At 71.2% G+C, this 21,659-nt stretch carries 21 protein-coding genes and 1 pseudogene; 19 read left to right on the top strand and 3 right to left on the bottom strand.

All coding sequences use genetic code 11. The features are described from left to right. Positions 1-156: 156 nt before the first annotated feature. From ABD732_RS18085 to ABD732_RS18060, 6 genes are all read left to right on the top strand, one after another. A complete protein-coding gene (locus ABD732_RS18085; RefSeq protein ID WP_344786109.1) occupies positions 157-780 on the top strand; it encodes a TetR/AcrR family transcriptional regulator in 624 nt (207 codons plus the stop codon). Positions 781-793: 13 nt separating this feature from the next. Then, on the top strand, positions 794-1,729 hold the full coding sequence (locus ABD732_RS18080) for an oxygenase MpaB family protein (protein WP_344786107.1): 936 nt from the start codon (positions 794-796) through the stop codon (positions 1,727-1,729). Between the two features lie 138 nt (positions 1,730-1,867). After that, complete coding sequence (locus ABD732_RS18075; protein ID WP_344786105.1) at positions 1,868-3,019, top strand: calcium:cation antiporter; 1,152 nt, start codon at positions 1,868-1,870, stop codon at positions 3,017-3,019. 45 nt (positions 3,020-3,064) lie between these two features. Continuing rightward, positions 3,065-4,372: an ion channel protein gene (locus tag ABD732_RS18070; RefSeq protein WP_344786103.1), complete on the top strand. Its 1,308-nt coding sequence runs from the start codon at positions 3,065-3,067 to the stop codon at positions 4,370-4,372. Positions 4,373-4,500: 128 nt separating this feature from the next. Continuing rightward, positions 4,501-4,848 (top strand): YciI family protein, encoded by a 348-nt coding sequence (locus tag ABD732_RS18065; protein ID WP_344786101.1) that lies wholly within the window; start codon positions 4,501-4,503, stop codon positions 4,846-4,848. A gap of 13 nt (positions 4,849-4,861) precedes the next feature. Continuing rightward, a complete protein-coding gene (locus ABD732_RS18060) occupies positions 4,862-6,130 on the top strand; it encodes an RNA polymerase sigma factor (RefSeq protein ID WP_344786099.1) in 1,269 nt (422 codons plus the stop codon). Here ABD732_RS18060 and ABD732_RS18055 read toward each other — a convergent pair. Both ABD732_RS18055 and ABD732_RS18050 read right to left on the bottom strand, forming a co-directional pair. Then, positions 6,105-6,428 carry a 4a-hydroxytetrahydrobiopterin dehydratase gene (locus ABD732_RS18055; RefSeq protein WP_344786097.1) on the bottom strand — a complete coding sequence of 108 codons (324 nt, stop codon included), beginning with the start codon at positions 6,426-6,428 and terminating at the stop codon, positions 6,105-6,107. The genes ABD732_RS18060 and ABD732_RS18055 overlap by 26 nt on opposite strands. Continuing rightward, on the bottom strand, positions 6,425-7,102 hold the full coding sequence (locus ABD732_RS18050) for a lysoplasmalogenase family protein (protein WP_344786095.1): 678 nt from the start codon (positions 7,100-7,102) through the stop codon (positions 6,425-6,427). Before ABD732_RS18050 ends, ABD732_RS18055 begins: the two co-directional genes overlap by 4 nt. 80 nt (positions 7,103-7,182) lie before the next feature. Between ABD732_RS18050 and ABD732_RS18045 the strand changes: the two genes are divergently transcribed. Continuing rightward, positions 7,183-9,297 carry a sigma factor-like helix-turn-helix DNA-binding protein gene (locus ABD732_RS18045; protein WP_344786093.1) on the top strand — a complete coding sequence of 705 codons (2,115 nt, stop codon included), beginning with the start codon at positions 7,183-7,185 and terminating at the stop codon, positions 9,295-9,297. A gap of 96 nt (positions 9,298-9,393) precedes the next feature. After that, complete coding sequence (locus ABD732_RS18040) at positions 9,394-10,149, top strand: DUF6319 family protein (protein ID WP_344786091.1); 756 nt, start codon at positions 9,394-9,396, stop codon at positions 10,147-10,149. Here ABD732_RS18040 and ABD732_RS18035 read toward each other — a convergent pair. After that, complete coding sequence (locus tag ABD732_RS18035) at positions 10,103-10,612, bottom strand: GNAT family N-acetyltransferase (protein ID WP_344786089.1); 510 nt, start codon at positions 10,610-10,612, stop codon at positions 10,103-10,105. The two genes, ABD732_RS18040 and ABD732_RS18035, sit on opposite strands and share 47 nt — an antisense overlap. Positions 10,613-10,734: 122 nt before the next feature. On the opposite strand from ABD732_RS18035, the gene ABD732_RS18030 reads away from it, so the two are divergent. The 11 genes and pseudogenes from ABD732_RS18030 to nuoK all read left to right on the top strand — a co-directional run bounded on the left by ABD732_RS18030 (position 10,735) and on the right by nuoK (position 21,657). Then, complete coding sequence (locus ABD732_RS18030) at positions 10,735-11,193, top strand: hypothetical protein (protein WP_344786087.1); 459 nt, start codon at positions 10,735-10,737, stop codon at positions 11,191-11,193. Positions 11,194-11,309: 116 nt separating this feature from the next. Continuing rightward, entirely contained in the window at positions 11,310-11,672 is a 363-nt protein-coding gene (locus ABD732_RS18025) for an NADH-quinone oxidoreductase subunit A (RefSeq protein ID WP_344786085.1), read from the top strand. A 65-nt stretch (positions 11,673-11,737) separates the two neighbouring features. After that, positions 11,738-12,292, top strand: a complete 555-nt coding sequence (locus tag ABD732_RS18020) for a NuoB/complex I 20 kDa subunit family protein (RefSeq protein WP_344786083.1) — start codon at positions 11,738-11,740, stop codon at positions 12,290-12,292. Further along, positions 12,289-12,987, top strand: coding sequence for an NADH-quinone oxidoreductase subunit C (locus ABD732_RS18015; RefSeq protein WP_344786081.1), 699 nt, complete (start codon positions 12,289-12,291; stop codon positions 12,985-12,987). Before ABD732_RS18020 ends, ABD732_RS18015 begins: the two co-directional genes overlap by 4 nt. Further along, a complete protein-coding gene (gene nuoD, locus ABD732_RS18010; protein WP_344786079.1) occupies positions 12,984-14,279 on the top strand; it encodes an NADH dehydrogenase (quinone) subunit D in 1,296 nt (431 codons plus the stop codon). The genes ABD732_RS18015 and nuoD overlap by 4 nt, the downstream gene beginning before the upstream one ends. After that, positions 14,276-16,323 (top strand): annotated as a pseudogene (nuoF, locus tag ABD732_RS18005) (NADH-quinone oxidoreductase subunit NuoF). The gene nuoD and the pseudogene nuoF overlap by 4 nt, the downstream one beginning before the upstream one ends. Next, entirely contained in the window at positions 16,320-18,749 is a 2,430-nt protein-coding gene (locus ABD732_RS18000) for an NADH-quinone oxidoreductase subunit G (protein ID WP_344786077.1), read from the top strand. Before nuoF ends, ABD732_RS18000 begins: the two are co-directional and overlap by 4 nt. Then, positions 18,746-20,029 (top strand): NADH-quinone oxidoreductase subunit NuoH, encoded by a 1,284-nt coding sequence (nuoH, locus tag ABD732_RS17995; protein WP_344786075.1) that lies wholly within the window; start codon positions 18,746-18,748, stop codon positions 20,027-20,029. Before ABD732_RS18000 ends, nuoH begins: the two co-directional genes overlap by 4 nt. Next, positions 20,022-20,588 carry an NADH-quinone oxidoreductase subunit NuoI gene (nuoI, locus tag ABD732_RS17990; protein WP_344786073.1) on the top strand — a complete coding sequence of 189 codons (567 nt, stop codon included), beginning with the start codon at positions 20,022-20,024 and terminating at the stop codon, positions 20,586-20,588. The genes nuoH and nuoI overlap by 8 nt, the downstream gene beginning before the upstream one ends. Further along, complete coding sequence (locus ABD732_RS17985) at positions 20,585-21,361, top strand: NADH-quinone oxidoreductase subunit J (protein WP_344786071.1); 777 nt, start codon at positions 20,585-20,587, stop codon at positions 21,359-21,361. Before nuoI ends, ABD732_RS17985 begins: the two co-directional genes overlap by 4 nt. Next, positions 21,358-21,657 carry an NADH-quinone oxidoreductase subunit NuoK gene (nuoK, locus tag ABD732_RS17980; protein ID WP_344786069.1) on the top strand — a complete coding sequence of 100 codons (300 nt, stop codon included), beginning with the start codon at positions 21,358-21,360 and terminating at the stop codon, positions 21,655-21,657. Before ABD732_RS17985 ends, nuoK begins: the two co-directional genes overlap by 4 nt. Positions 21,658-21,659 lie beyond the last annotated feature (2 nt).

Raw genomic sequence — 21,659 nt, 5'->3', positions numbered from 1 at the left:
ACGGGTGCCGCGCCGTCAAGAACGGGACCTCAAAACGAAACAGCCCGGATTCTCCGGCCGTCCCTCCCCAGGAGCCGATGTTCGTCGACCAACCCTTTCCTACGCGTCTGAAGAATAATCCTTCACATCTGTAGAAACTGCGTCTATGGTCGAGTGGTGACCACCTCGACCAAACGGGAACGGGCCGCACACCTGGGACCCGAACGCCGCCGCCCGGCCGTACTGGACGCCGCCCAGGCCATCGCGGTCCGCGACGGCCTCGGCGCAGTGACCATCGCCGCCGTCGCCGGCAGCATGGCCGTCACCCGCCCGGTGATCTACTCCTGCTATCCCGATCGGGTGACCCTGCTCGACGCGCTCCTGGAGCGCGAGTCGCAGTCGCTGCTCGCCGCCACCCTCGACGCCCTGCACTCGGCCAGCGGCGACGACCCGGAGCAGACCTTCGTCGACGGCTACCGCGCCCTGCTGCACGCGGTCGCCGCGCGGCCCGAGGCGTGGCGCCTGGTCTTCGACGCCCGGCCCGACCCCGAAGTGGCACGACTGGTCGCCGACGCTCGGCGCCGCATCGTCGACGCCTCCACACGCTGGATCGCCCCGGCGCTGGAGCGCTGGTGGCAGACCGAAGACCTGGAGCGGAAGCTGCCCGCCCTCATCGAACTGTTCGTGTCCTCGTGCGAGGCCGCGATCCGCATCGTCATCAACCCCGCCACCGACTGGTCCGCCGACGACCTCGCTGCCCTCTACGGGCAGATGATGGCCGCCGCGTACCGGACGGCCTGAAGGAGAACCGCGAATGTTCAGCTACGATACCGCCACCTACCGCACCACCGACTACGGCTTCTTCGGGCCGGACTCGATCTCCTGGAAGCTGTGGACCGCACCGACAGCGCTGATCGCCTTCCAGCGATCAGTGGTGCTCGAGCACTTCGACGCTCCCCTCGCAGCCGCCGTCGCCGACATGGGCGGCATCTACAACGACCCGGCCCGGCGGCTCGACGCCACCCTCGCCTACTTCGTCACCGTGGCCACCGCCGACTCGAAGACGGCGATCGAGGCCTCCGAACATCTGATGACCGTGCACGCCAAGGCCACCGGCATCGAGCCGATCAGCGGCCGGCGTTATGCCGCGAACAATCCTGCCTCCCAACTGTGGATCCACGTCACCGGCTGGCATTCGGTGCTCAAGTGCTACGAGGAGTACGGCCCCGGACCGCTCACCGCGGACGAGGAACGCCGGTACTGGGCCGAGTCCGCGATCGCCGCACAACTGCAGACCTGCGACCCCGACCAGGTGCCCACCTCCCGCGGCGAAGTGCACGACTACTTCGACCGGGTCCGCCCCGGACTGTGCACCAGTGAGCGGGCACAGCGCGGCATGCACTACCTGCTGCGCACCGAGGGCGCCGCCGGCAACCGCCGATTCTGGCTCGGCAGCCGGCTGATCGCCCCGGCGACGGTGGCGACCCTGCCCAAGTGGATGCGCGAGATCGGCGGCTTCGACCAGCCTGCCCTGGTGGACCTGGCCGCGCGGCCGCTCACCCGCGCGGCGGTGGCAGCGGCGGCCAATCCCGCTGTGGCACAACGACTGATCCGGCCGCTCGCGCCGATGACGGCCGCGGTGCTGGCCGCCCACCGTGCGAGCGCACCCCCGGCGGACCCGGTGACCGTGACGCCCGCGCAGGCACGCGAACGCTACGGCACCCGCCAGCGCGCCACCGCCGCCCGCTGACGGCGTAGCCCACGTCATAGCCCGGCCGCACGACGATCGTCTACGATCGAGGTCGCGGGCCGGAAGTCGCTCGCCGGCCGGGACGACCCGGGCCGCACCCTTTTCCCGCGGGGACGACCCCGCCCGGAGAAGCCCACCATGAGTTCACCTGCAGGGACCTCACCTGCGCCGCGCTTCGTCGCGCGCTCAGACATCGCCCGTCTCGTTCTCGGCTGGGGTGCCGTCGTCGCCCTCCTGCTGGCCGGGGATCTACTGGCACCGCCCGTCCCCAGCCCCACGCTGGCAATCGTCCTGGCCGCCATCGTCGCGGTGGTCGTGATCGCCTCGTTCGGGGTGGTCAGACAGGCCGAGGCGCTGGCCCACCGGCTCGGCGACCCCTACGGCACGCTGGTGCTGACCCTGTCGATCGTGCTCATCGAGGTGATCCTGATCGCCGCGGTGATGCTCGGCCCGGGCGTGCACAGCACCATCGCCCGCGACTCGGTGATGGCCGTCTCGATGATCATCCTCAACCTGGTGATCGGCCTCTGCCTGCTGGCCGGCGGTCTGCGGCACGGCGGACTCCGGTACAACCGCACCGGCGCCTCGTCGTACCTGGCGGTGCTGGTGGTGCTGATCGCGCTGGCCTTCGCGCTGCCCGCGGCGATCGGCGACGACGGCTCGTACACCACCGTGCAGGCGATCGGAGTGACGGTGCTGACCGTCGCGCTGTACGCCTTCTTCCTCTACCGGCAGACCGGCGCCCAGGCCGGCGACTTCCGCGAGGTGGACGCCCCCGGCAGCGCCGCGCAGCCGGCCGAGGCCGGGGCATCGATCGGCGAGATCGTCCGCGAGCACCGCCGCGAGCTGATCACCCGGCTGATCGTGCTGGTGCTCACCGTCATCCCGATCGTGCTGATCTCGCACGACCTGGCCACCCTCCTCGACGACGGGCTCGGCCGCCTGGGCGCGCCCACCGCCCTGGCCGGGGTGTTGATCGCGGCGATCGTGTTCCTTCCGGAATCGCTGACCGCGGTCCGCGCCGCGCTGGCCGGCGAGATGCAGCGGGTGAGCAACCTGTGCCACGGCGCCCTGGTCTCCACCGTCGGGCTGACCATCCCCGCAGTGCTGCTGATCGGGCTGGCCACCGGCCAGACGGTGCTCCTGGCGGAGACCCCGGCCAACCTGCTGCTGCTCGCCGTCACACTCGTGCTGTCGGTGGCGACGTTCACCAGTCGCCGCGTGACCGCCCTTCATGGCGCAGTTCACCTCGCCACGTTCGCGGTATACGGCATCATCGTGTTCAGTTAGCGCCTGCCCCGCCGGGTCCGCGCGCCGAGACGGAGGACGCCGCCGATGACCCTTGCCGCTCCCGAACCCGGCACGGATGCCCCGTCTCCCCGCGAGATGCTGCTGCTGGCCGTCCCCAGCATCGTGCTCGGCGCCTTCGCGGCGGGCATGCTGTGGGCCCTCGAGGCCCTCGCCGACCTGCTGCAGGAGGTGCTGTGGGACGACGTCCCCGGCGCCCTCGGCGTGAACCCCGACGGCTGGTGGATCGTCCTGGTCCTCACCGTGATCGGTCTGGCCGTGGGCCTGTGTCTGCGATTCCTGCCCGGTCACGGCGGCCCGGACAGCGCCACCACCGAGCTGATCGAGTCGCCGCTGGCGCTGTCGGCGCTGCCCGCACTGGCGGTGGTGACAGTGCTCTCGCTGGCCGGCGGCGTCAGCCTGGGCCCGGAGAATCCGATCATCGCCATCAACGTCGGCCTGATCGCCTATTTCTTCGCGCGGGTGCTGCCGAAGGTGCCCGGCGACGTGGCGGTGCTGATCGCGGGGGCGGCGACCACCGGCGCCCTGTTCGGCACTCCGGTGGCCGCGGCGCTGATCTTCACCGAGATCCTGGCCGCCGTCCAGGGCCGGGGATCGCTGTGGGACAAGCTGTTCCTCCCGCTGGTGGCGGCCGGTTCCGGGGCGATCACCATGCGCCTCATCGGCGGTCAGCATTTCGGCTTCAAGCTGCCGCCGTACGGGGATCCGGTGGCGATCGACGTGCTGACCGGTGTGGCCGTGGCCTGCGGGGCCGTCGTGTGCGGCCTGGTGGCGCTGTGGCTGTTCCCGCACGCCTGGCGGGGACTGCACGCGCTGCGGACGCCGGTGCTGATTCCGGTGGTGGGCGGCTTCCTGCTGGGCATCCTCGGCCTGATCGGCGGGCCGATCACGATGTTCAAGGGGCTGCACGAGATGGGCGAGCTGCTCGCGGACCCGGGCGCCTACGACGCCGGCGACCTCGCGGTGATCGCCGCCGTCAAGACCCTCGCGCTGGTCATCGCCGCCAGCGCCCTGTTCCGCGGCGGCCGCGTCTTCCCCGCAACCTTCATCGGCGTCGCCCTCGGCATGCTCGGCCACGTCCTGATCCCGAGCCTGCCGCTGGGGCTGGCGGTGGCGTGCGGTGTGCTCGGCATCCTGCTGGTGGTGACCCGCGACGGCTGGTTGTCGTTGTTCCTGGCGGTGGCGATCCCCGGCGACATCACGCTGCTGCCGATCCTCTGCGTGATCGTGCTCCCGGCGTGGCTGATGGTCAGCCGCATGCCGGAATTCCGGATCGTGCCGCCGGCGACGGCGGCCGGCCCCACCGCCGACCCGAGTCCCACCCGGGGCGTCTGAATCGTTTCCCGGTCGGCTGTCGATATCCGGGCGTCCCGTCCGTCACCATGGTGTCGGGCCGTCCGGGTTCGACGCCATCACCGGGCTGCGCGTCCAGGCACGACAGCGCGACGACGACAGGAGAGACGATGAAATACGCACTACTGCTCATGGGCCACGTGAACGACCCGGCCTGCGGTGAGGACGGCGGCGCCGCCCCGGAGGAGTTCTTCGCCTTCGATCAGGAGATCACCGCGGCGGGGGTGGTGGTGAACTCGTTCGCGCTCGAGGACCCCGAGCACGCCGTGATCGTGCACAGCGACGACGCCGGGCAGCGCGTGGTGTCCACCGGACCGTACGCCGAAGTCCGCGAGTTCGTCGGCGGCACCTACGTGATCGAAGTCGCCGACATCGACGAGGCGATCGCCTGGGCCCGCAAGAGCCCGGCCTCGGCGCCCGGCGGCCACATCGAGATCCGCCCGCTCGCCCCCTACTGAGTGGCGAGCCGAGATGGCGATGGACCGAGATGCCCGGGCGGCGGTCGCGGCGATCGACCGCGACACCCGCACCCGTCTGCTGGCGGTGCTCGCCAGCCGGTTCGGCGATCTGGACCTGGCCGAGGACACCCTGCAGGAAGCGCTGATCCAGGCACTGAAGACCTGGCCGGAGACCGGGGTTCCCCGGTCTCCGGAGGCGTGGCTGACGACCACCGCCAAACGCAAAGCCCTCGACGCGGTTCGCCGCGAAGGGGTCCTGGCTCGCAAGCTCGCCGAACTGCAGATCGAGTCCGACCGCACCGCACCCCGGGCATTCGGCGCCGGCCCGGCCGACGGCGAACCCGCCGGTCTCGGTGACGAACGCCTGGCGATGTTCTTCGCCTGCGCGCACCCGGTGCTCAAGCCGGACGACCGACTGGCGCTCACCCTCCGCTTCGTCGCCGGTCTGACGACGGCCGAGGTGGCGCACGCCCTGCTGCTGCCGACGGCGACGGTCCAGCAGCGGATCGTCCGGGCCAAGAAGCGGATCCGGGCCCTCGGTGTGCGCTTCACCGAGCCGGCGCCCGCGGAGCTGCCCGAACGGCTCGATTGCGTGCTGCGCGTGCTCTACCTGTTGTTCTCCGAGGGCTTCGCCCGGTCGGCCGGCGCCGACCACGTCCGCGACGACCTCACCGCCGAGGCGATCGACCTCGCGCGGCTGATCCAGCGGCTGTCGTCGGGCGCGGAGACCACCGGGTTGCTGGCACTGCTCCTGCTCACCGAGGCCCGGCGCCCCGCCCGCACCGATCGCGAGGGCCTACCGGTCCCGCTCGCCGACCAGGACCGCAGCCTGTGGACGCCCGCCCTCCTCACCGAGGGCATCGCCCTGGCCGAGGAAGCCGCGGCGGGCGAGGGGGCGGCGTCGTACGCGATCCAGGCCGCGATCGCGGCCGTGCACGCCGAAGCACCGACTGCCGAGTACACCGACTGGACGCAGATCTGCGTTCTGTACCGGCTGCTCGCCACCCACGAGCCCGGACCGGTGGTGCGTCTCGGCGCGGCCGTGGCCCACGGCCGCGCGTACGGGCCGGCCGCCGGGATCGCCGGCCTCGACGCCCTGGCCGACGACCCTGCACTCGCCCGCTATCGGCCCTTCCACATCGCGCGGGCGCTCACCCTGGCCGAACTCGGTGACGACGCCGCCGCGACGCAGGCCTACCGGCGTGCACTGGACCTGCCCGGCAACGACGCCGAGGACCACTTCCTCGCCGACGCGCTCAGGAGTTCGGCTGCTCGGCCGTGAGCTCCAGGCCGTCGGCCAGCTCACCGATCGCCCGGGCCAGCCGTACGTCTGCATCGGTGAGGCCGCCGGTGGCGTGCGTGGTCAGCGTCAGCGCGACCGTGGCGTACCGGAAGTCGATGTCCGGGTGGTGCTCGTCGGCCTCGGCCGCCGCCACGATCCGGTCGACGAACGCGAGCCCGCGCACCATCGATCCGGTGCGGTAGGTCGCCACCAGCGTGTCCCCGTCCACGCGCCACCCGGGCGGCGTCTGCTCGGCGGCCTGTGCGGCGGTCAGTCTCTGATAGCGCTCGTCGGTCATGATTCGAGGCTAGACCGATTCGTGCCCGCCGTCGCGGCCCGCAGCACCCCGAACACGATCAGCCCCTGCCCCAACGTGTAGGTCGCCATCACCGCCGGGGAGAACCAGCCCGGCGCGGCGTCCGGCAGAAAGATGCGGAAGGCCAGCAGCGAATCGCTGGCCAGGAAGAACGCGGCACCGGCGGCGATCACCGTCCCGCACCGCGCCCCCGTCGCCGCGGTCCCCGCCAGCACCACGCCGTAGACCGCGACCGCCACCAGCAGCCCGCCGGCGTGCGGGCCGATCACCGCGACCATCGCGACCCACCAGCACCCGTACAGCACCGCCCAGCGCAACCAGGGCCCGGTGCCGAGGAAGCGCACGAACGCCACGATGTACGCGAGGTGGGCGAGTCCGAAGAAACCGAGCATCAGCGGCAGCTCCGGGCCGCCGGGGAACAGCGCCCCCGCACCGTCGCCGAGCCACGAGAACACCAGCGCCACCAGCACCAGCGCGGTGACCGCCGGTGGCCGCAGGCGTGGCCCCGCCACCACGACCGGCACGGCCAGCAGCGGCATCAGCGTCAGCTTGGTGGGTCCGGCCAGCGCACTGTCGGCGATCAGCGCGGCCACGTGCACCACGGCGGCGACCACGAACGGCGCCCACGCGGCGGCCGGCCACGCCCGCGATCTCATGGGAGTCATCGTAGGTGCGCGACACACAGATTCCGCACCGATCCGTCCCCTGACCGGATCGGTGCGCAACACTAGCGGGTATGAGCACGGACCCGCCCCACTCCACGGAGCACCCCGCGGCACCCGGCGCGCGGCTCGTGGAGACCTGGTGCGACGTCGCCCCCTGGCTCGAGGACCTGCGCACCGATCCCGAGTTCTTCTGGATCGACGACGATCCCGCCGACGCCGACCCGGAGGTGGTGCACGCCCACTGCGACCTGATCGCGGTGTTGATGGTGGAGACCCAGTCCACCGTGCCACTCGGTGAGCTGCTCCCCCTGCTGCCCGGCGGCGTCGACCTGATCCCCGATCCGGAACTGCCCACCCGCGCGGCCAACTGGCTTCTGCAGTCGTCCACCTTCACCACCGACCGGATCGGCGACGTCACCACCGCCGGCATCCTCGGCCACCGCGGCATGGGCATGGGATCGGTGCTGCCGCTGCTGAGCCGGCTGGCGGCGCTGTCGGTCGAGGCCGACGCGTATACCGGGGACGGGTCCGGCGGGCGCCAGCGCGCCGTCGCCGACCTGGTGCGCGACCTGGAGACCATCGCCCGCTGGCGCGCCGCCGCCGGCGACGACGACACCCCGCTGATGGACCCGGTGCCCGAGTTCGCGCCGCAGGCGGTGCGCGAGGCGCACCATCGGCTGTCGTCGATCACCGCGCAGAGTCCGGCCGTGGCCGCGGCCACCCAGATGGGGGTGGCCGAACAGCTCAGCGCCCGAATGGACGCCCTGGCCGAGCGGGACTTGGAGGTGTTCTTCGAACGGCGGCTCACCGACACCCGCACCCGACTCGAAGCGATCGGCGAACGGTTCGGCGTCTCCCGCGAACGGGTGCGCCAGTACGAGGCTCGCGCCCTGGACGAGCTGTACGAGTGGGTGCAAGGCAGCGGCGAAGCCCAGTTCGTCGTCGCCTCGGCGGTCCGGGTGATCTCCACGGTGCGGCCCCTCGCCGACGTCCTGTCCGCGCTGCCGGTGTTCGGCGACGAGGTCGAAGCGGTCCGCCGTCCCCTCTGGCGGGTACTGGTGGGGATCGGTGTGCCCTTCGAGGTCGACGGCGACTGGGCCGCGGCTCCCACTTTGGACTCCGCCCGCGAAGCCACCGAGAAACACCTCCGCGACCGCGCTGACGAGTTCGGGGTGCTGTCCCCGGAACGGGTCGCCGAGATCAACACCGCGCGCCTGCCCGGCGAGAGCCCGGACTGGGGCGCCCGCTGGGCCGCATCGCTGGGGTACGTCACCTACCGCGGGCAGATCCTGATCGCGACCACCACCATCGAGGACTACGCCGCCGCGGTGCTGTCCATCCACGGCACCCCGATGACGCCGGAAGAGCTGGTCGGCAGCTTCCACGTCGAGCGGTCCGCCCGCTCCATGGTGAATCAGATGACCGGCGACGACCGCTTCCAGCGGGTCAGCCGCACCCACTGGGGCCTGCGCGCCTGGGGCGGCCGCGAGTACGCCACCATCCGCGCCGCCATCGGCGACCTGCTCGACGAGTCCGGCGGCAGCGCACCGCTGGACCGGCTGGTGGACGAACTGTCGTCGGCCTTCGACGTGAAACCGGCCAGTGTGATCGCGTATGCCGCGGCACCGCCCTACCGCACCGACGACGGCGTCGTCACCCGCACCGGAAACGCCCCGCAGTCGCGCAAGTCACCGGCCCAGACGCGGCACCTGTACCGGATCGGCGATGCCTGGAAGCTCCGGTTCACCGTCAACGCCGAACACCTGCGCGGCAGCGGATCACCGCTGCCGGTCGCCCTCGCGACGGCGCTGGACCTGGACTACGGCGACGTCCGCCACCTCGACTCGCCCGCCGGGGAGCAGCTCGTGTCGTGGTCGGCGCTGCAGCCGAGCCTGGGCAGCACCCGCCGCTTCTTCACCGACCACGCGCTCGACGAACCGGCCGAAGCCTTCTTCGTGTTCACCGACGGCGGCGGCTTCGACGTCGAACCGGTCCGGTCCGGCTCGACGGGGCCGGCGCAGGCACTGCTGGCCGCGGTCGGGGCGCCGGAGTCCCCGGACGACGGGGTCCTGACCGTACTGGCCGCGGCGGTCGGCCTGCCCGACGACAGCTCCGCCGATCGGGTCCGCGAGGCACTGCTGGCGCGCGGCGAAGACGATCTGGCCGCCCTGGTCGGCGAACTCTGACCCGCCGGACACGTTTCGCACACCAGTTCGGGTCGATGTCGGCACGATGTGGGAAACTGGAGGCAGCGAACGCCGCCTACCCCGAAAGGGCCGCCCATGCCTCCGCGCCGCCGCTCGGCCACCGACGCCACCCTGACCCCCGACGACCTCGCGAAGCTCACGGCCGCCGTCGCCGACGGCAAGCGCGCCACCGTCTATCTGCGGGAGGGCACCTCGAGCCTGGGTCTGGCGCCGGGCAGCTCGGCACGGGTGGTGTCGGTGGACGGCACCACCGTGGTGGTGCGGCCCCGCGGCGTCGACGACGAACTTCCCTACGAGGCCGACGAGCTCCGGATGACCAAGAACCCGCAGCCCGCACCAGCCCCCGCGAAGGCAGCCGCACCGCGCAAGACGGCCGCGAAGACCGCGGTGAGAACTTCTGCGAAGGCGTCCCCGCCGCCGGCCAAGACGCCCGTCCGGACTCCCCCTGCCGCCCAGACACCCGACCCCCAGACACCGGCCGCCAAGACTCCCGCTGCCAAGACGCCCGCCAGGGCGCGGCGCGGTGCGGCCACGTCGCTGACGGTGACCCTCTACGGGTCGCCCGACAATCAGTGGTCGGTGGCGCTCACCCGGGGCGCCCGCAAACCGCAGCGGTCCCGGCCGGTGACCCCGGAGGCCGTCGACGCGGCCGTGCGGGAACTCGGCGACGAGGCCACCGTCGACGCGGTGTCCGCGGTGCTGTCGGCCGCCCGCGATGCCGCGCAGCGCCGGGTGGAGGAACTGAGCCGGGAACTGGAGGAGGCGCGCCGGGCGCTGGAGGCCCTCAAGGAGTCGACAGATAGTCCCGCTGGAAGATCGCCATCCGCGTGACGTCCTGGTAGGTGCCGTCGGCGAAGTACTCCTCGCGCAACACGCCCTCGTTGACGAAGCCCGCCTTCTGATACACGTGGATCGCGGCGGCATTGGTGTTGTCCACCAGGAGATGCACTTTGTGCAGATTCAGGACGGCGAAGGCGTACCGCAGGGCGTCGCGCGTCGCCGCCCCGGCGTAGCCGTTGCCCTGACAGTCGGGCGCGACGATGATCTGGAACTCGCAGTTGCGGTGCCTCAGATCGATGTCGACCAGTTCGACGATCCCGCAGCGTCGCCCGGCGTCGTCGATGACGAACCGCCGTTCGCTGGTGTCGTGCAGGCGGCGGCCGAACTGGTCTTCCATGGCCGCCAGCGAGTGCGTCGGCTCCACGAACCAGTACCGGGTCACCTCGGGGTCGTTGAACAGCCGGTGCACGAAGGGCAGATCCGCCCGCTCCAGAGTGCGCAGCACCGCCGTCATCGGTTTCCTCCTCACCGGGCAGCCCGGCGCCGACCGTGCCACCAGGGTAGGCCACCCGCGCCGGGCCACGGCCGTCGGAGAAAGCGCCCGGCGCCCGGTACCGGGACGTAGTGTCGATAGACATGAACCAGCCCAACGGTTCTCCCGGTGCCGGCGACGATCGCGTCGTCGCACGCATACTGGTCTACTCCGACGATTCGGGCACCCGCGCCCAGGTGCTCCAGGCGCTCGGTGCGGTCCCCGGGGAACGCACCGCCGCCCGTCTGCACCCGGACCTGCCCGACCTGGAATGCGTCGAGGTGGCCACCGCGGCCGTGGTGCTCCGCGAGTTCGACACCGGAACGGTGGACCTGGCGATACTGGACGGCGAGGCCGCTCCGGTCGGCGGAATGGGCCTGGCCAAGCAGATCCGGGACGAGTACGAGCCGTGTCCGCCGCTGCTGGTGCTGATCGCACGCAGCGCCGATCGCTGGCTGGCCGACTGGTCGCGCGCCGACGCGAGCGCACCGCTGCCGGTGGACCCCCTCGGCCTCCCCCGCGAGGTCACGGCGCTCCTGCGCCGACGCGCCCGGCGGCAATAGCGGTATTCCCCCACCCGTCCGCCGTCCGTGACTAGGGTGAGGTGTAGGTCACACACCTCGACCTGATCGCACCCACCAGCCAATTCAGTTGCGGCGCAAGGAGGACGGAGGCGAGCATGAACGCTTACGCACCGATCCTGGTCCTTGGTGCCGTCGCTCTCGCCTTCGCCGTGGTCTCGGTGGTGATCGCGTCGGCGGTCGGGCCGCGGCGGCACAACCGGGCCAAGCTCGAGGCCTACGAATGCGGGATCGAGCCGCTGCCGCCCACGGCCGGGCTGGTCCAGCGTTTTCCGGTGAAGTACTACCTCACCGCCATGCTCTTCATCATCTTCGACATCGAGATCGTCTTCCTCTACCCGTGGGCGGTCGCCTCGGACAGTCTCGGCTGGTTCGGTCTGATCGCCGTCGCCCTGTTCATCGTCAACGTCTCGGTGGCCTACGCCTACGAGTGGCGCCGCGGAGGGCTGAGCTGGGACTGAGTGCCGCGTGACTCTGACCGATCAGAACAGCCCACCGATCGAGTGAGGAGAAGGAGGTCGCCGACATGGGGATCGAAGAACAGTTGCCCGCAGGATTCCTGCTGAGCACCGTCGAGAAACTCGCCGGATACATGCGCAAGGGATCGCTGTGGCCGGCCACCTTCGGTCTGGCGTGCTGCGCCATCGAGATGATGGCGACCACTTCCGGCCGCTACGACCTCGCCCGGTTCGGGATGGAGGCCTTCCGCGCCTCGCCGCGGCAGGCCGACCTGATGATCGTCGCCGGCCGGGTGAGCCAGAAGATGGCTCCGGTACTGCGGCAGATCTACGACCAGATGGCCGAACCCAAGTGGGTGCTCGCCATGGGGGTCTGCGCCTCCTCGGGCGGCATGTTCAACAACTACGCGATCGTGCAGGGCGTCGACCACGTGGTCCCGGTGGACATCTACCTGCCCGGCTGCCCGCCCCGCCCCGAGATGCTGCTGAACGCGATCCTCGCGCTTCACGAGCAGATCGCCGCCGAGCCGCTCGGTGTTCACCGCGAAGAGGCGGTGCGCGCCGCCGAACGGGCCGCCCTGTCGGCGCCGACCACCCTCGAACTCAAGGGTCTGCTGCGATGACGGGTGAGCTGTTTCCCGCCGGCAGCGGCGACGACCGCGAGGTGATCGGCGTGGCCCGCGGACTGTTCGGCCCGTCCGGGTCCGGCGACACCTCCGGTTTCGGCGGCCTGGTGGCACCGATCACGCTTCCCGGCGCCGCCGAGCGCCCGTACGGCGGCTGGTTCGACGAGGTGGCCGACGCACTCGCCGCCGGTCTGCGGGCGCGCGGCGTCGACCCGGATGCGGCCGTGGAGAAGGTTGTGATCGATCGCGGCGAGCTGACCCTGTCGATCGCCCGGACCCACCTGGTGCCGGTGGCCGCCACCCTGCGCGACGAGCCGGCCCTGCGCTTCGAACTCTGCCTCGGCGTCAACGGCGTGCACTACCCCGACGAGCACGGCCGGGAACTGCACGCCGTGTACCCGCTGCGGTCGATCACCCACAACCGCCTGCTGCGCCTGGAGACCACCGCCCCGGACGCCGATCCGCGGATACCGAGCCTGACCGGCGTGTACCCCACCAACGACTGGCACGAGCGCGAGACCTTCGACTTCTTCGGCATCGTCTTCGAGGGCCACCCGTCGCTCACCCGGATCGAGATGCCCGACGACTGGGAGGGCCACCCGCAGCGCAAGGACTATCCCCTCGGCGGAATCCCGGTGGAGTACAAGGGCGCCACGGTGCCGCCGCCGGATCAGCGGAGGTCGTACCGATGACCGAGCAGACCTTCACCGTCAGCGGCAACGACTGGGACGAGCTGACCTCGGCACTGGCCGGGCGCGGTTCGGCCGACGAACGCATCATCGTCAACATGGGGCCTCAGCACCCGTCCACCCACGGGGTGCTGCGCTTGATCCTGGAGATCGAAGGCGAGACCGTCACCGAGACCCGTTGCGGGATCGGCTATCTGCACACCGGAATCGAGAAGAATCTGGAATTCCGCACCTGGACCCAGGCCGTCTCCTTCGTGACCCGGATGGACTATCTGTCGCCGTTCTTCAACGAGACCGCCTACTGCCTGGCGGTGGAGAAGCTGCTCGGCATCACCGACGACATCCCCCCGCGCGCCAGCGTGATCCGGGTCCTGCTGATGGAGCTCAATCGGATCAGCTCGCACCTGGTCGCGCTGGCCACCGGCGGCATGGAACTGGGCGCGGTGACACCGATGTTCCTCGGCTTCGGCGCCCGCGAGACGATCCTCGATCTGTTCGAGGACATCACCGGCCTGCGGATGAACCACGCCTTCATCCGGCCGGGCGGGATCGCCGCCGATCTGCCCGACGGCACCGTGGGCAAGATCGCGGCGGTGCTCGACGCCCTGCCCGCGCAGATCGACGAGGTGGAGGCGCTCCTCACCCACAATCCCATCTGGAAGGCCCGCACCGAAGGCATCGGCTACCTGGATCTGACCGGCTGCATGGCGCTGGGCATCACCGGTCCGGTGCTGCGGTCGACGGGGCTGCCGCAGGACCTGCGCAAGTCCGCCCCCTACTGCGGCTACGAGAACTACGACTTCGACGTGGTGACCGACAGCGCCTGCGACTCTTACGGGCGGTACCTGATCCGTGTGCGCGAGATGCACGAGTCCATCAAGATCGCGCGGCAGTGCCTGTACGCGCTGGAGCCGGGCCCGGTGACGGTGTCCGACCGCAAACTCGCGTGGCCGGCCGATCTGGTGGTGGGACCCGACGGACTCGGCAACTCCCCCGAGCACATCGCCGAGATCATGGGCGTGTCCATGGAGTCGCTGATCCACCACTTCAAGCTGGTCACCGAGGGGCTGCGGGTGCCCGCCGGACAGTGCTACGTGGCGGTGGAGTCCCCGCGCGGCGAACTCGGGGTCCACGTGGTCTCCGACGGCGGCACCCGGCCGTATCGGGTGCACTTCCGCGATCCGTCGTTCACCAATCTGCAGGCGGTGGCCGCCATGTGCGAGGGCGGTCTGGTGGCCGACGTGATCACCGCCGTCGCGAGCATCGATCCGGTCATGGGAGGTGTCGACCGATGAACGAACCGGTCTTCCTGGAACTGACGGTGGACGGCGGTGCCCCGCCGGCGCCGTTCTCCACCGGGCAGGCGCACCCGCCGGTCGAGTTCGGCGGGCCCGCCGACTATCCGTCCGACGACTACGACGCTCTGGCCGCCGACGCCGCCCCGATCATCGCGCGCTACCCGCAGGCCGGTTCGGCCCTGCTGCCGCTGCTGCATCTGGTGCAGGCCCGCGACGGCTATCTGACGCGCGCCGGCATCGGCTTCTGCGCACGGCAACTGGAGCTGACGGCGGCGCAGGTCGCCTCGGTCGCCACCTTCTACTCCATGTACCGGCGCGAACCGACCGGCGAGCACCTGGTCGGCGTCTGCACCACCACACTGTGTGCGGTGATGGGCGGCGACGCGATCCTGGCCGAGCTGACCGACCGGCTCGGGATCGCTCCAGGTCAGACCACCGACGACGGCGCGGTCACACTCACCGCCGTGGAATGCAACGCCGCCTGCGACTTCGCGCCGGTGGTGATGGTCAACTGGGAGTTCTTCGACGACCAGACCCCCGAGTCGGCGCGGCGACTGGTGGACGACCTGCGTGCGGGCACACCGGTACGGCCGAGCCGCGGCGCGGCGACGCTGTGCAGCTTCCGGCAGGTGTCGCGGCTGCTGGCCGGGGCGCCCGAATCCGAGGACGGAGACCGGCCGTGATCACCGTCGATCTGCCCGCCGGGCCACCGGAACCGGCCGAGCCGCCGGTGCTGAGCCGGTGGTGGTCCGAGCCGCAGTCGTGGACGCTGGCGAGCTACTTGAGCCATCGGGGCTATCAGGGCCTCAAGGCCGCCCTGCGCCTGCCGCCGGCCGAGGTGATCGAACTGGTGAAGACTTCGGGACTGCGCGGCCGCGGCGGCGCGGGTTTCCCGGTGGGAACCAAGTGGTCGTTCATTCCGCAGGGCCCCGGCACCACTCCCCACTACCTGGTGGTCAACGCCGACGAATCCGAGCCGGGCACGTGCAAGGACATCCCCCTGATGCTCGCGACGCCGCACCTGCTGATCGAGGGCGTGATCATCGCCGCCCATGCGATCGGCGCCGAGCACGCCTTCGTCTATGTGCGCGGCGAGGTGGCCTCGGTGGTCCGCCGCCTGCGCGACGCGGTCGCCGAGGCCTACGACGCCGGGCTGCTGGGCCGCAACATCCTGGGGTCGGGCCTGAACCTGGAACTGGTGATCCACGCCGGCGCGGGCGCCTACATCTGCGGGGAGGAGACGGCCCTGCTCGATTCGCTGGAGGGACGCCGCGGACAGCCCCGGCTGCGGCCGCCGTTCCCCGCGGTGGCCGGCCTGTACGCGCGCCCGACGGTGGTGAACAACGTCGAATCCATCGCCAGCGTGCCGTCGATCCTGCGCAACGGCACCGACTGGTTCCGGTCGATGGGCACCGAACGCTCCCCCGGTTTCACCCTGTACTCGCTGTCCGGGCACGTCGCCCGGCCCGGGCAGTACGAGGCGCCGCTGGGCATCACCCTGCGCGAGCTCCTCGACCGCGCCGGCGGCGTCCGCGCCGGGCACACCCTCAAGTTCTGGACGCCGGGCGGCTCGTCCACCCCGATCCTGACCGCCGAGCACCTGGACGTGCCGCTGGACTACGAGGGCGTGGCCGAGGCCGGTTCCATGCTGGGCACCAAGGCGCTGCAGATCTTCGACGAGACCACCTGCGTGGTGCGCGCCGTGGCCCGCTGGACCGAGTTCTACGCCCATGAGTCGTGCGGAAAGTGCACCCCGTGCCGTGAGGGCACCTACTGGCTGCGGCAGTTGATGCGGCGAATGGAGTCCGGCGACGCCACCGAAGACGATCTGCAGACGCTCACCGACATCACCGAGAGCGTCGTCGGCAAGTCGTTCTGCGCCCTCGGCGACGCGGCAGGCAGTCCCATCATGAGTTCGCTCGAGTACTTCCGCGACGAGTACCTGGCGCACTTCCCCGGTGACGGCCATCCGGGCGGCTGCCCGTTCGATCCGTCTCGCGCCACCGTCTTCGCCGAGCGAGAGCACGGAGGTGACCGATGACCGCCGCCGACCCGGAGGTGCCGGACACGGTGCTCCCCGACGATCTGGTCACCCTGACCATCGACGACGTCGAGGTCCGCGTGCCCGAGGGCACGCTGGTGATCCGCGCCGCCGAACTGATCGGCGTCGACATCCCCCGCTTCTGCGACCATCCGCTGCTGTCCCCGGCCGGCGCCTGCCGGCAGTGCCTGGTGGAGATCTCCGGGCAGCGCAAACCGATGGCCTCGTGCACGATCCCGGTCGCCGAGGGCATGGTGGTGCGCACTCAGCACACCTCGGCCGAGGCGGCTCGCGCGCAGAGCGGCGTGCTGGAATTGCTGCTGATCAACCACCCGCTGGACTGCCCCACCTGCGACAAGGGCGGCGAATGCCCGTTGCAGAATCAGGCGATGTCCGGCGGCCGGCCGCAGTCGCGGTTCTCCGGGACCAAGCGGACCTTCACCAAACCGGTGCCGCTGTCGTCGGAGGTACTGCTCGACCGCGAACGCTGCGTGCTGTGCGCGCGCTGCACCCGCTTCTCCACCGAGATCGCCGGGGACCCGCTGATCGAGCTGACCGAACGCGGTGCCCTGCAGCAGGTCAGCGCCTACGCGGACGAGCCCTTCGAGTCGTACTTCTCCGGGAACACCGTCCAGATCTGCCCGGTCGGCGCGCTCACCGGCGCCGCCTACCGCTTCCGCGCCCGGCCGTTCGACCTGATCTCGTCGCCGAGCGTCTGCGAGCACTGCTCGGCCGGCTGCGCCCAGCGCACCGACCACCGCAACGGCACCGTGTTGCGGCGGCTGGCCGGCGACGACCCCGAGGTCAACGAGGAGTGGAACTGCGACAAGGGCCGCTGGGCGTTCACCTACGCGCAGGCCGCCGACCGGCTCACCACGCCGCTGGTGCGCGCGCCCGCCGGCGAGTTGCGGCCGGCCTCGTGGCCGGAGGCGCTGGCGGTGGCCGCCCGGGGCCTGCGCGCCGCCGGATCGCGCGCCGCGGTGCTGGCGGGAGGTCGCGCGACCGTCGAGGACGCCTACGCCTACGGCAAGTTCGCCCGCGCCGTGTTGGGCACCAACGACGTCGACGCCCGGATTCGCGAAGAGACGGCCGAAGAGACGGCCTTCCTGGCCGCGCACGTCGCCGGGACCGGAATCGGGCTCACCTATGCGGCGCTCGAGCAGGCGCCGGTGGTGGTGTTGGCCGGTCTGGAACCGGAGGAGGAGTGCCCCATCCTGTTCCTGCGGCTGCGGAAAGCCGTGCGGCGCCGGGGAATGCGGGTGGCAGTGATCGCCCCGTGGCTGAGCCCGGGTTCGGCCAAGACGTCCGCGACCCTGTTGGAGTGCGTGCCGGGCGGCGAGGCCGCCGTGCTCGACGGCGCCGCCGGCGAGGAGCTGCTGCGCGAGCCGGGCGCGGTGCTGCTGACCGGCGAGCGGCTGGCCGGTGCCCCGGGTGCGCTGTCGGCGGCAGCCCGCGCGGCCGCGGCGACCGGCGCCCGCCTGGCGTGGGTGCCGCGCCGGGCCGGGGAACGCGGCGCCCTCGACGTCGGCGCGGCCCCGGGCCTGCTGCCGGCCGGGCGCCCGGTGGACTCGGCGCGGGCCCGCCGCGAGATCGCCGCCGTGTGGGGAGTACTGCCTCCCGAGACACCCGGCCGCGACACCGCCGCCATCCTCGCGGCCCTCGGCGACGGCACCCTGGAGGCGGCCGTCACCGGCGCCGTCGACGTGGATGATCTGCCCGATCCGGCCGCCGCGGCCCGCGCCCTGGAGAGCGCCTTCGTGGTGAGTCTGGAACAGCGGCCCGGCGCGGTCGCCGGATTCGCCGACGTGGTGTTACCGGTGGCCGCCGTCGCCGAGAAGGCCGGCACCTTCGTGGATTGGGAGGGTCGGCCCCGGCAGTTCGGCGCCGCGCTCGGCGACCCGACCCGGCGCACGCTCCCGCTGACCGACCACCGCGTCCTGCATGCTCTGGCCGCCGAACTGGACGTCGACCTGAACTGCGACAGCGGCGCGGCCATCCACCGCGAGTTCACCGCGATCGGCCCCTGGGACGGTCCGCGCACCGCCTTCGACGCCGAGGCCGTGCCTCCGTCCCCACCGCCCGACCCGATCCCCCTCGAGGCCGGGGACACCGGGACCCCGCTGGTGCTCTCCTCGTGGCGGATGCTGCTGGATGCGGGACGCCTGCAGGACGGCGAACCGTATCTGGCCGGAACGGCGCGCGCGCCCGTCGCCCGGCTCTCCCGGGCCACCGCCGATGCCCTGGGTGCCGCCGACGGCGACCCCGTCACCGTCGCGTCGCCGCGCGGTGAGCTGACGCTGCCGCTGGCCATCACCCCGATGCCCGCGGGCGTGGTGTGGGTGCCGATGAACGCTCCGGGCGCCGGGCTGCACCGCAGGCTCGCCGCTCGTCCCGGCGACGTCGTGACCGTGCGGAGCGGCCGATGACCACCGCCCAGGGACAGTTCCCCACCCTCGCCGACTTCGGCCGCGATCCGTGGTGGCTGATGCTGGCCAAGGCGATCGCGATCTTCGCCTTCCTGGTGGTGACGGTGCTGGTGGCGATTCTGGCCGAACGCAAGATCATGGCGCGTATGCAGCGCCGCATCGGCCCCAACCGGGTCGGCTGGCACGGTGCCCTGCAGAGCCTGGCCGACGGGGTGAAGCTGGCGCTGAAGGAGGGTTTGACCCCGATCGGCGTGGACAAGGTGCTCTACGTGCTCGCCCCCATCATCGCGGTGGTGCCGGCGATCATGGCGTTCGCGGTGATCCCGATGGGGCCGGAGGTCTCGGTCTTCGGCCATCACACGCCGCTGCAGCTGACCGACCTGCCGGTCGCGGTGCTCTACATCCTGGCCGTCACCTCGATCGGCGTCTACGGCATCGTCATCGCCGGCTGGTCCTCGGGCTCCACCTATCCCCTTCTCGGCGGTCTGCGGTCGACGGCCCAGGTGATCTCGTACGAGATCGCGATGGGGCTGACCTTCGCCGCCGTCTTCCTGCTCTCGGCCACCATGTCCACCTCGGGCATCGTCGCCGGGCAGCAGGGGCACTGGTACCTGCTGGTGCTGCTGCCGTCGTTCGTGATCTACGCGATCTCGATGGTCGGCGAGACCAACCGCGCCCCCTTCGATCTGCCCGAGGCCGAGGGCGAACTGGTCGGCGGATTCCACACCGAGTACTCGTCGCTCAAGTTCGCCATGTTCATGCTGGCCGAGTACATCAACATGGCGACCGTCGCCGCGCTGGCCACCACCCTGTTCCTCGGTGGCTGGCAGGCTCCGTGGCCGATCAGCCAGATCAGCGGAGCCAACTCCGGCTGGTGGCCACTGCTGTGGTTCGTCATCAAGATGTGGTGCTTCCTGTTCGTCTTCATCTGGCTGCGGACCACGCTTCCGCGGCTGCGCTACGACCAGTTCATGAAGCTCGGCTGGAAGGTGCTGATCCCGTTCGCCCTGGCCTGGGTGATGGTGGTGGCCGTGATCGTCGAAGCCACCCGCGGCCTGACGTCGTGGGCCGCGGCCCTGATCCTGGCCGCCGCCGGACTGGTGGTCACCGCGGTGCTGCTCTGGGCGATCGGCCGAGTGGTCGGCGCCCGCCCGGCGCCGACGCCGCTGCCACCCGACCCGGCCGCCCCGTTCGATCCGATGGCCGGCGGCTTCCCGGTGCCCCCGCTGCCCGGACAGGTGCTGCCCGACCGATCCCTCAAGGAGAGCGCCGATGCCTGATCTGCCCGACCCCACCGCCGGTTTCGCGCTGACCTTCTCGTCGATGTTCCGCCGGCCGGTCACCGAGGAGTATCCCGAACAGAAGGAGCCCACCGCCGCGCGCTATCACGGCCGGCACCAGCTCAACCGGTACGACGACGGGCTGGAGAAGTGCATCGGCTGTGAACTGTGCGCCTGGGCCTGCCCCGCCGACGCGATCCTGGTGGAGGGCGCCGACAACACCGAGGAGGAGCGGTTCTCGCCGGGAGAGCGGTACGGCCGCGTCTACCAGATCAACTATCTGCGCTGCATCGGCTGCGGCCTGTGCATCGAGGCCTGCCCCACCCGTGCGCTGACCATGACCGACGACTACGAGATGACCGGCCCCACCCGCGCCGGACTGATCTACGAGAAGGACCAGCTCCTGGCCCCGCTCGACGACGAGATGACCGCGCCGCCGCACCCGATGGCCCCCGGATCGCGGCCGGAGAACTATTACCGCGGCGACATCGGCCCCGACGGGATGCGTCCAGAGAAGCCGCGCACCGACGCCACGCGGCCCGATGAGGACGCCGAATGACCACGCTGCTGGCCGAGGAGTTCACCCGCACCGGCACCGGTGAAGCCGTCACCTTCTGGGTGCTCGCGGTGATCGTGGTGATCGGTGCGCTCGGCGTGGTGCTGAGCCCGAAAGCCGTCTATTCGGCGGTCTTCCTGGCGATGACGATGATCATCCTGGCCGTCTTCTACATCCTGCAGGGAGCGCTGTTCCTGGGGGTGGTGCAGGTGGTGGTCTACACCGGCGCGGTGATGATGCTGTTCCTGTTCGTGCTGATGCTGATCGGCGTGGACTCGTCGGAGTCGCTGGTGGAGACCATCCGCGGGCAGCGCTATCTGGGTGCCGGGCTGGGACTCGGCTTCGCAGTGCTGCTGGTGGCCGCGATCGGCACCGCCACCCTCGCTCCCTTCCGGGGCGCACCGGACTTCTCCGGCGGCACCGCCCCCGGCGGCGGCAACGCGAACATCCGGGCACTGGCCGAACTGATCTTCGTCGACTACCTGTGGGCCTTCGAGCTGACCGGCGCCCTGCTCATCACCGCGACCCTCGGGGCGATGGTGCTGGCACACCGCCAGCGGTTCGGTCCCAAACGGGGGCAGCGCGAGCTGTCGGTGGAACGTTTCGCCCGTGGCGGGCACGTCACCCCACTGCCGCCCCCGGGCGTGTTCGCCCGGCACAACGCCGCCGACGTACCGGCCCTCGAACCCGACGGGCGGCCGTCGCGGGCGTCGGTCAACGCGATGCTCAACCCGCGGGAGCTGCCCGGCACCGACGAGCTGGAAGGCGGTCGATGAACCCGGCGAACTACCTCTACCTGTCGGCGGTCCTGTTCGCCATCGGCGCCTCCGGGGTGCTGTTGCGGCGCAACGCGCTGGTGGTGTTCATGTGTGTGGAACTGATGCTCAACGCCGCGAACCTGGCCTTCGTCACCTTCGCGCGCATGCATTCTTCCCTGGACGGGCAGGTGATCGCCTTCTTCACCATGGTGGTGGCCGCCGCCGAGGTGGTGGTGGGGCTGGCGATCATCATGACCATCTTCCGTGTCCGCCGGTCGGCCTCGGTCGACGACGCCGATCTGCTGAGGCGGTGAGC

It is taken from the genome of Gordonia caeni (assembly GCF_039537105.1).
In the GTDB taxonomy this organism is placed as follows: domain Bacteria; phylum Actinomycetota; class Actinomycetes; order Mycobacteriales; family Mycobacteriaceae; genus Gordonia; species Gordonia caeni.
Note: the sequence above shows the minus strand (reverse complement) of the source record. Positions and strands in the feature narration are given on the sequence as shown.

Coding starts and splice junctions, on each gene's coding strand:
- ABD732_RS18060 (WP_344786099.1), top strand. CDS start 4,862: ATGGCGATGGACCGAGATGCCCGGGCGGCGGTCGCGGCGATCGACCGC.
- nuoH (WP_344786075.1), top strand. CDS start 18,746: ATGACCACCGCCCAGGGACAGTTCCCCACCCTCGCCGACTTCGGCCGC.
- ABD732_RS18075 (WP_344786105.1), top strand. CDS start 1,868: ATGAGTTCACCTGCAGGGACCTCACCTGCGCCGCGCTTCGTCGCGCGC.
- ABD732_RS18040 (WP_344786091.1), top strand. CDS start 9,394: ATGCCTCCGCGCCGCCGCTCGGCCACCGACGCCACCCTGACCCCCGAC.
- ABD732_RS18035 (WP_344786089.1), bottom strand. CDS start 10,612: ATGACGGCGGTGCTGCGCACTCTGGAGCGGGCGGATCTGCCCTTCGTG.
- ABD732_RS18030 (WP_344786087.1), top strand. CDS start 10,735: ATGAACCAGCCCAACGGTTCTCCCGGTGCCGGCGACGATCGCGTCGTC.
- ABD732_RS18020 (WP_344786083.1), top strand. CDS start 11,738: ATGGGGATCGAAGAACAGTTGCCCGCAGGATTCCTGCTGAGCACCGTC.
- ABD732_RS18050 (WP_344786095.1), bottom strand. CDS start 7,102: ATGAGATCGCGGGCGTGGCCGGCCGCCGCGTGGGCGCCGTTCGTGGTC.
- ABD732_RS18070 (WP_344786103.1), top strand. CDS start 3,065: ATGACCCTTGCCGCTCCCGAACCCGGCACGGATGCCCCGTCTCCCCGC.
- ABD732_RS18080 (WP_344786107.1), top strand. CDS start 794: ATGTTCAGCTACGATACCGCCACCTACCGCACCACCGACTACGGCTTC.
- ABD732_RS18065 (WP_344786101.1), top strand. CDS start 4,501: ATGAAATACGCACTACTGCTCATGGGCCACGTGAACGACCCGGCCTGC.
- ABD732_RS18000 (WP_344786077.1), top strand. CDS start 16,320: ATGACCGCCGCCGACCCGGAGGTGCCGGACACGGTGCTCCCCGACGAT.
- ABD732_RS18015 (WP_344786081.1), top strand. CDS start 12,289: ATGACGGGTGAGCTGTTTCCCGCCGGCAGCGGCGACGACCGCGAGGTG.
- ABD732_RS18025 (WP_344786085.1), top strand. CDS start 11,310: ATGAACGCTTACGCACCGATCCTGGTCCTTGGTGCCGTCGCTCTCGCC.
- nuoD (WP_344786079.1), top strand. CDS start 12,984: ATGACCGAGCAGACCTTCACCGTCAGCGGCAACGACTGGGACGAGCTG.
- ABD732_RS17985 (WP_344786071.1), top strand. CDS start 20,585: ATGACCACGCTGCTGGCCGAGGAGTTCACCCGCACCGGCACCGGTGAA.
- ABD732_RS18055 (WP_344786097.1), bottom strand. CDS start 6,428: ATGACCGACGAGCGCTATCAGAGACTGACCGCCGCACAGGCCGCCGAG.
- nuoK (WP_344786069.1), top strand. CDS start 21,358: ATGAACCCGGCGAACTACCTCTACCTGTCGGCGGTCCTGTTCGCCATC.
- ABD732_RS18045 (WP_344786093.1), top strand. CDS start 7,183: ATGAGCACGGACCCGCCCCACTCCACGGAGCACCCCGCGGCACCCGGC.
- nuoI (WP_344786073.1), top strand. CDS start 20,022: ATGCCTGATCTGCCCGACCCCACCGCCGGTTTCGCGCTGACCTTCTCG.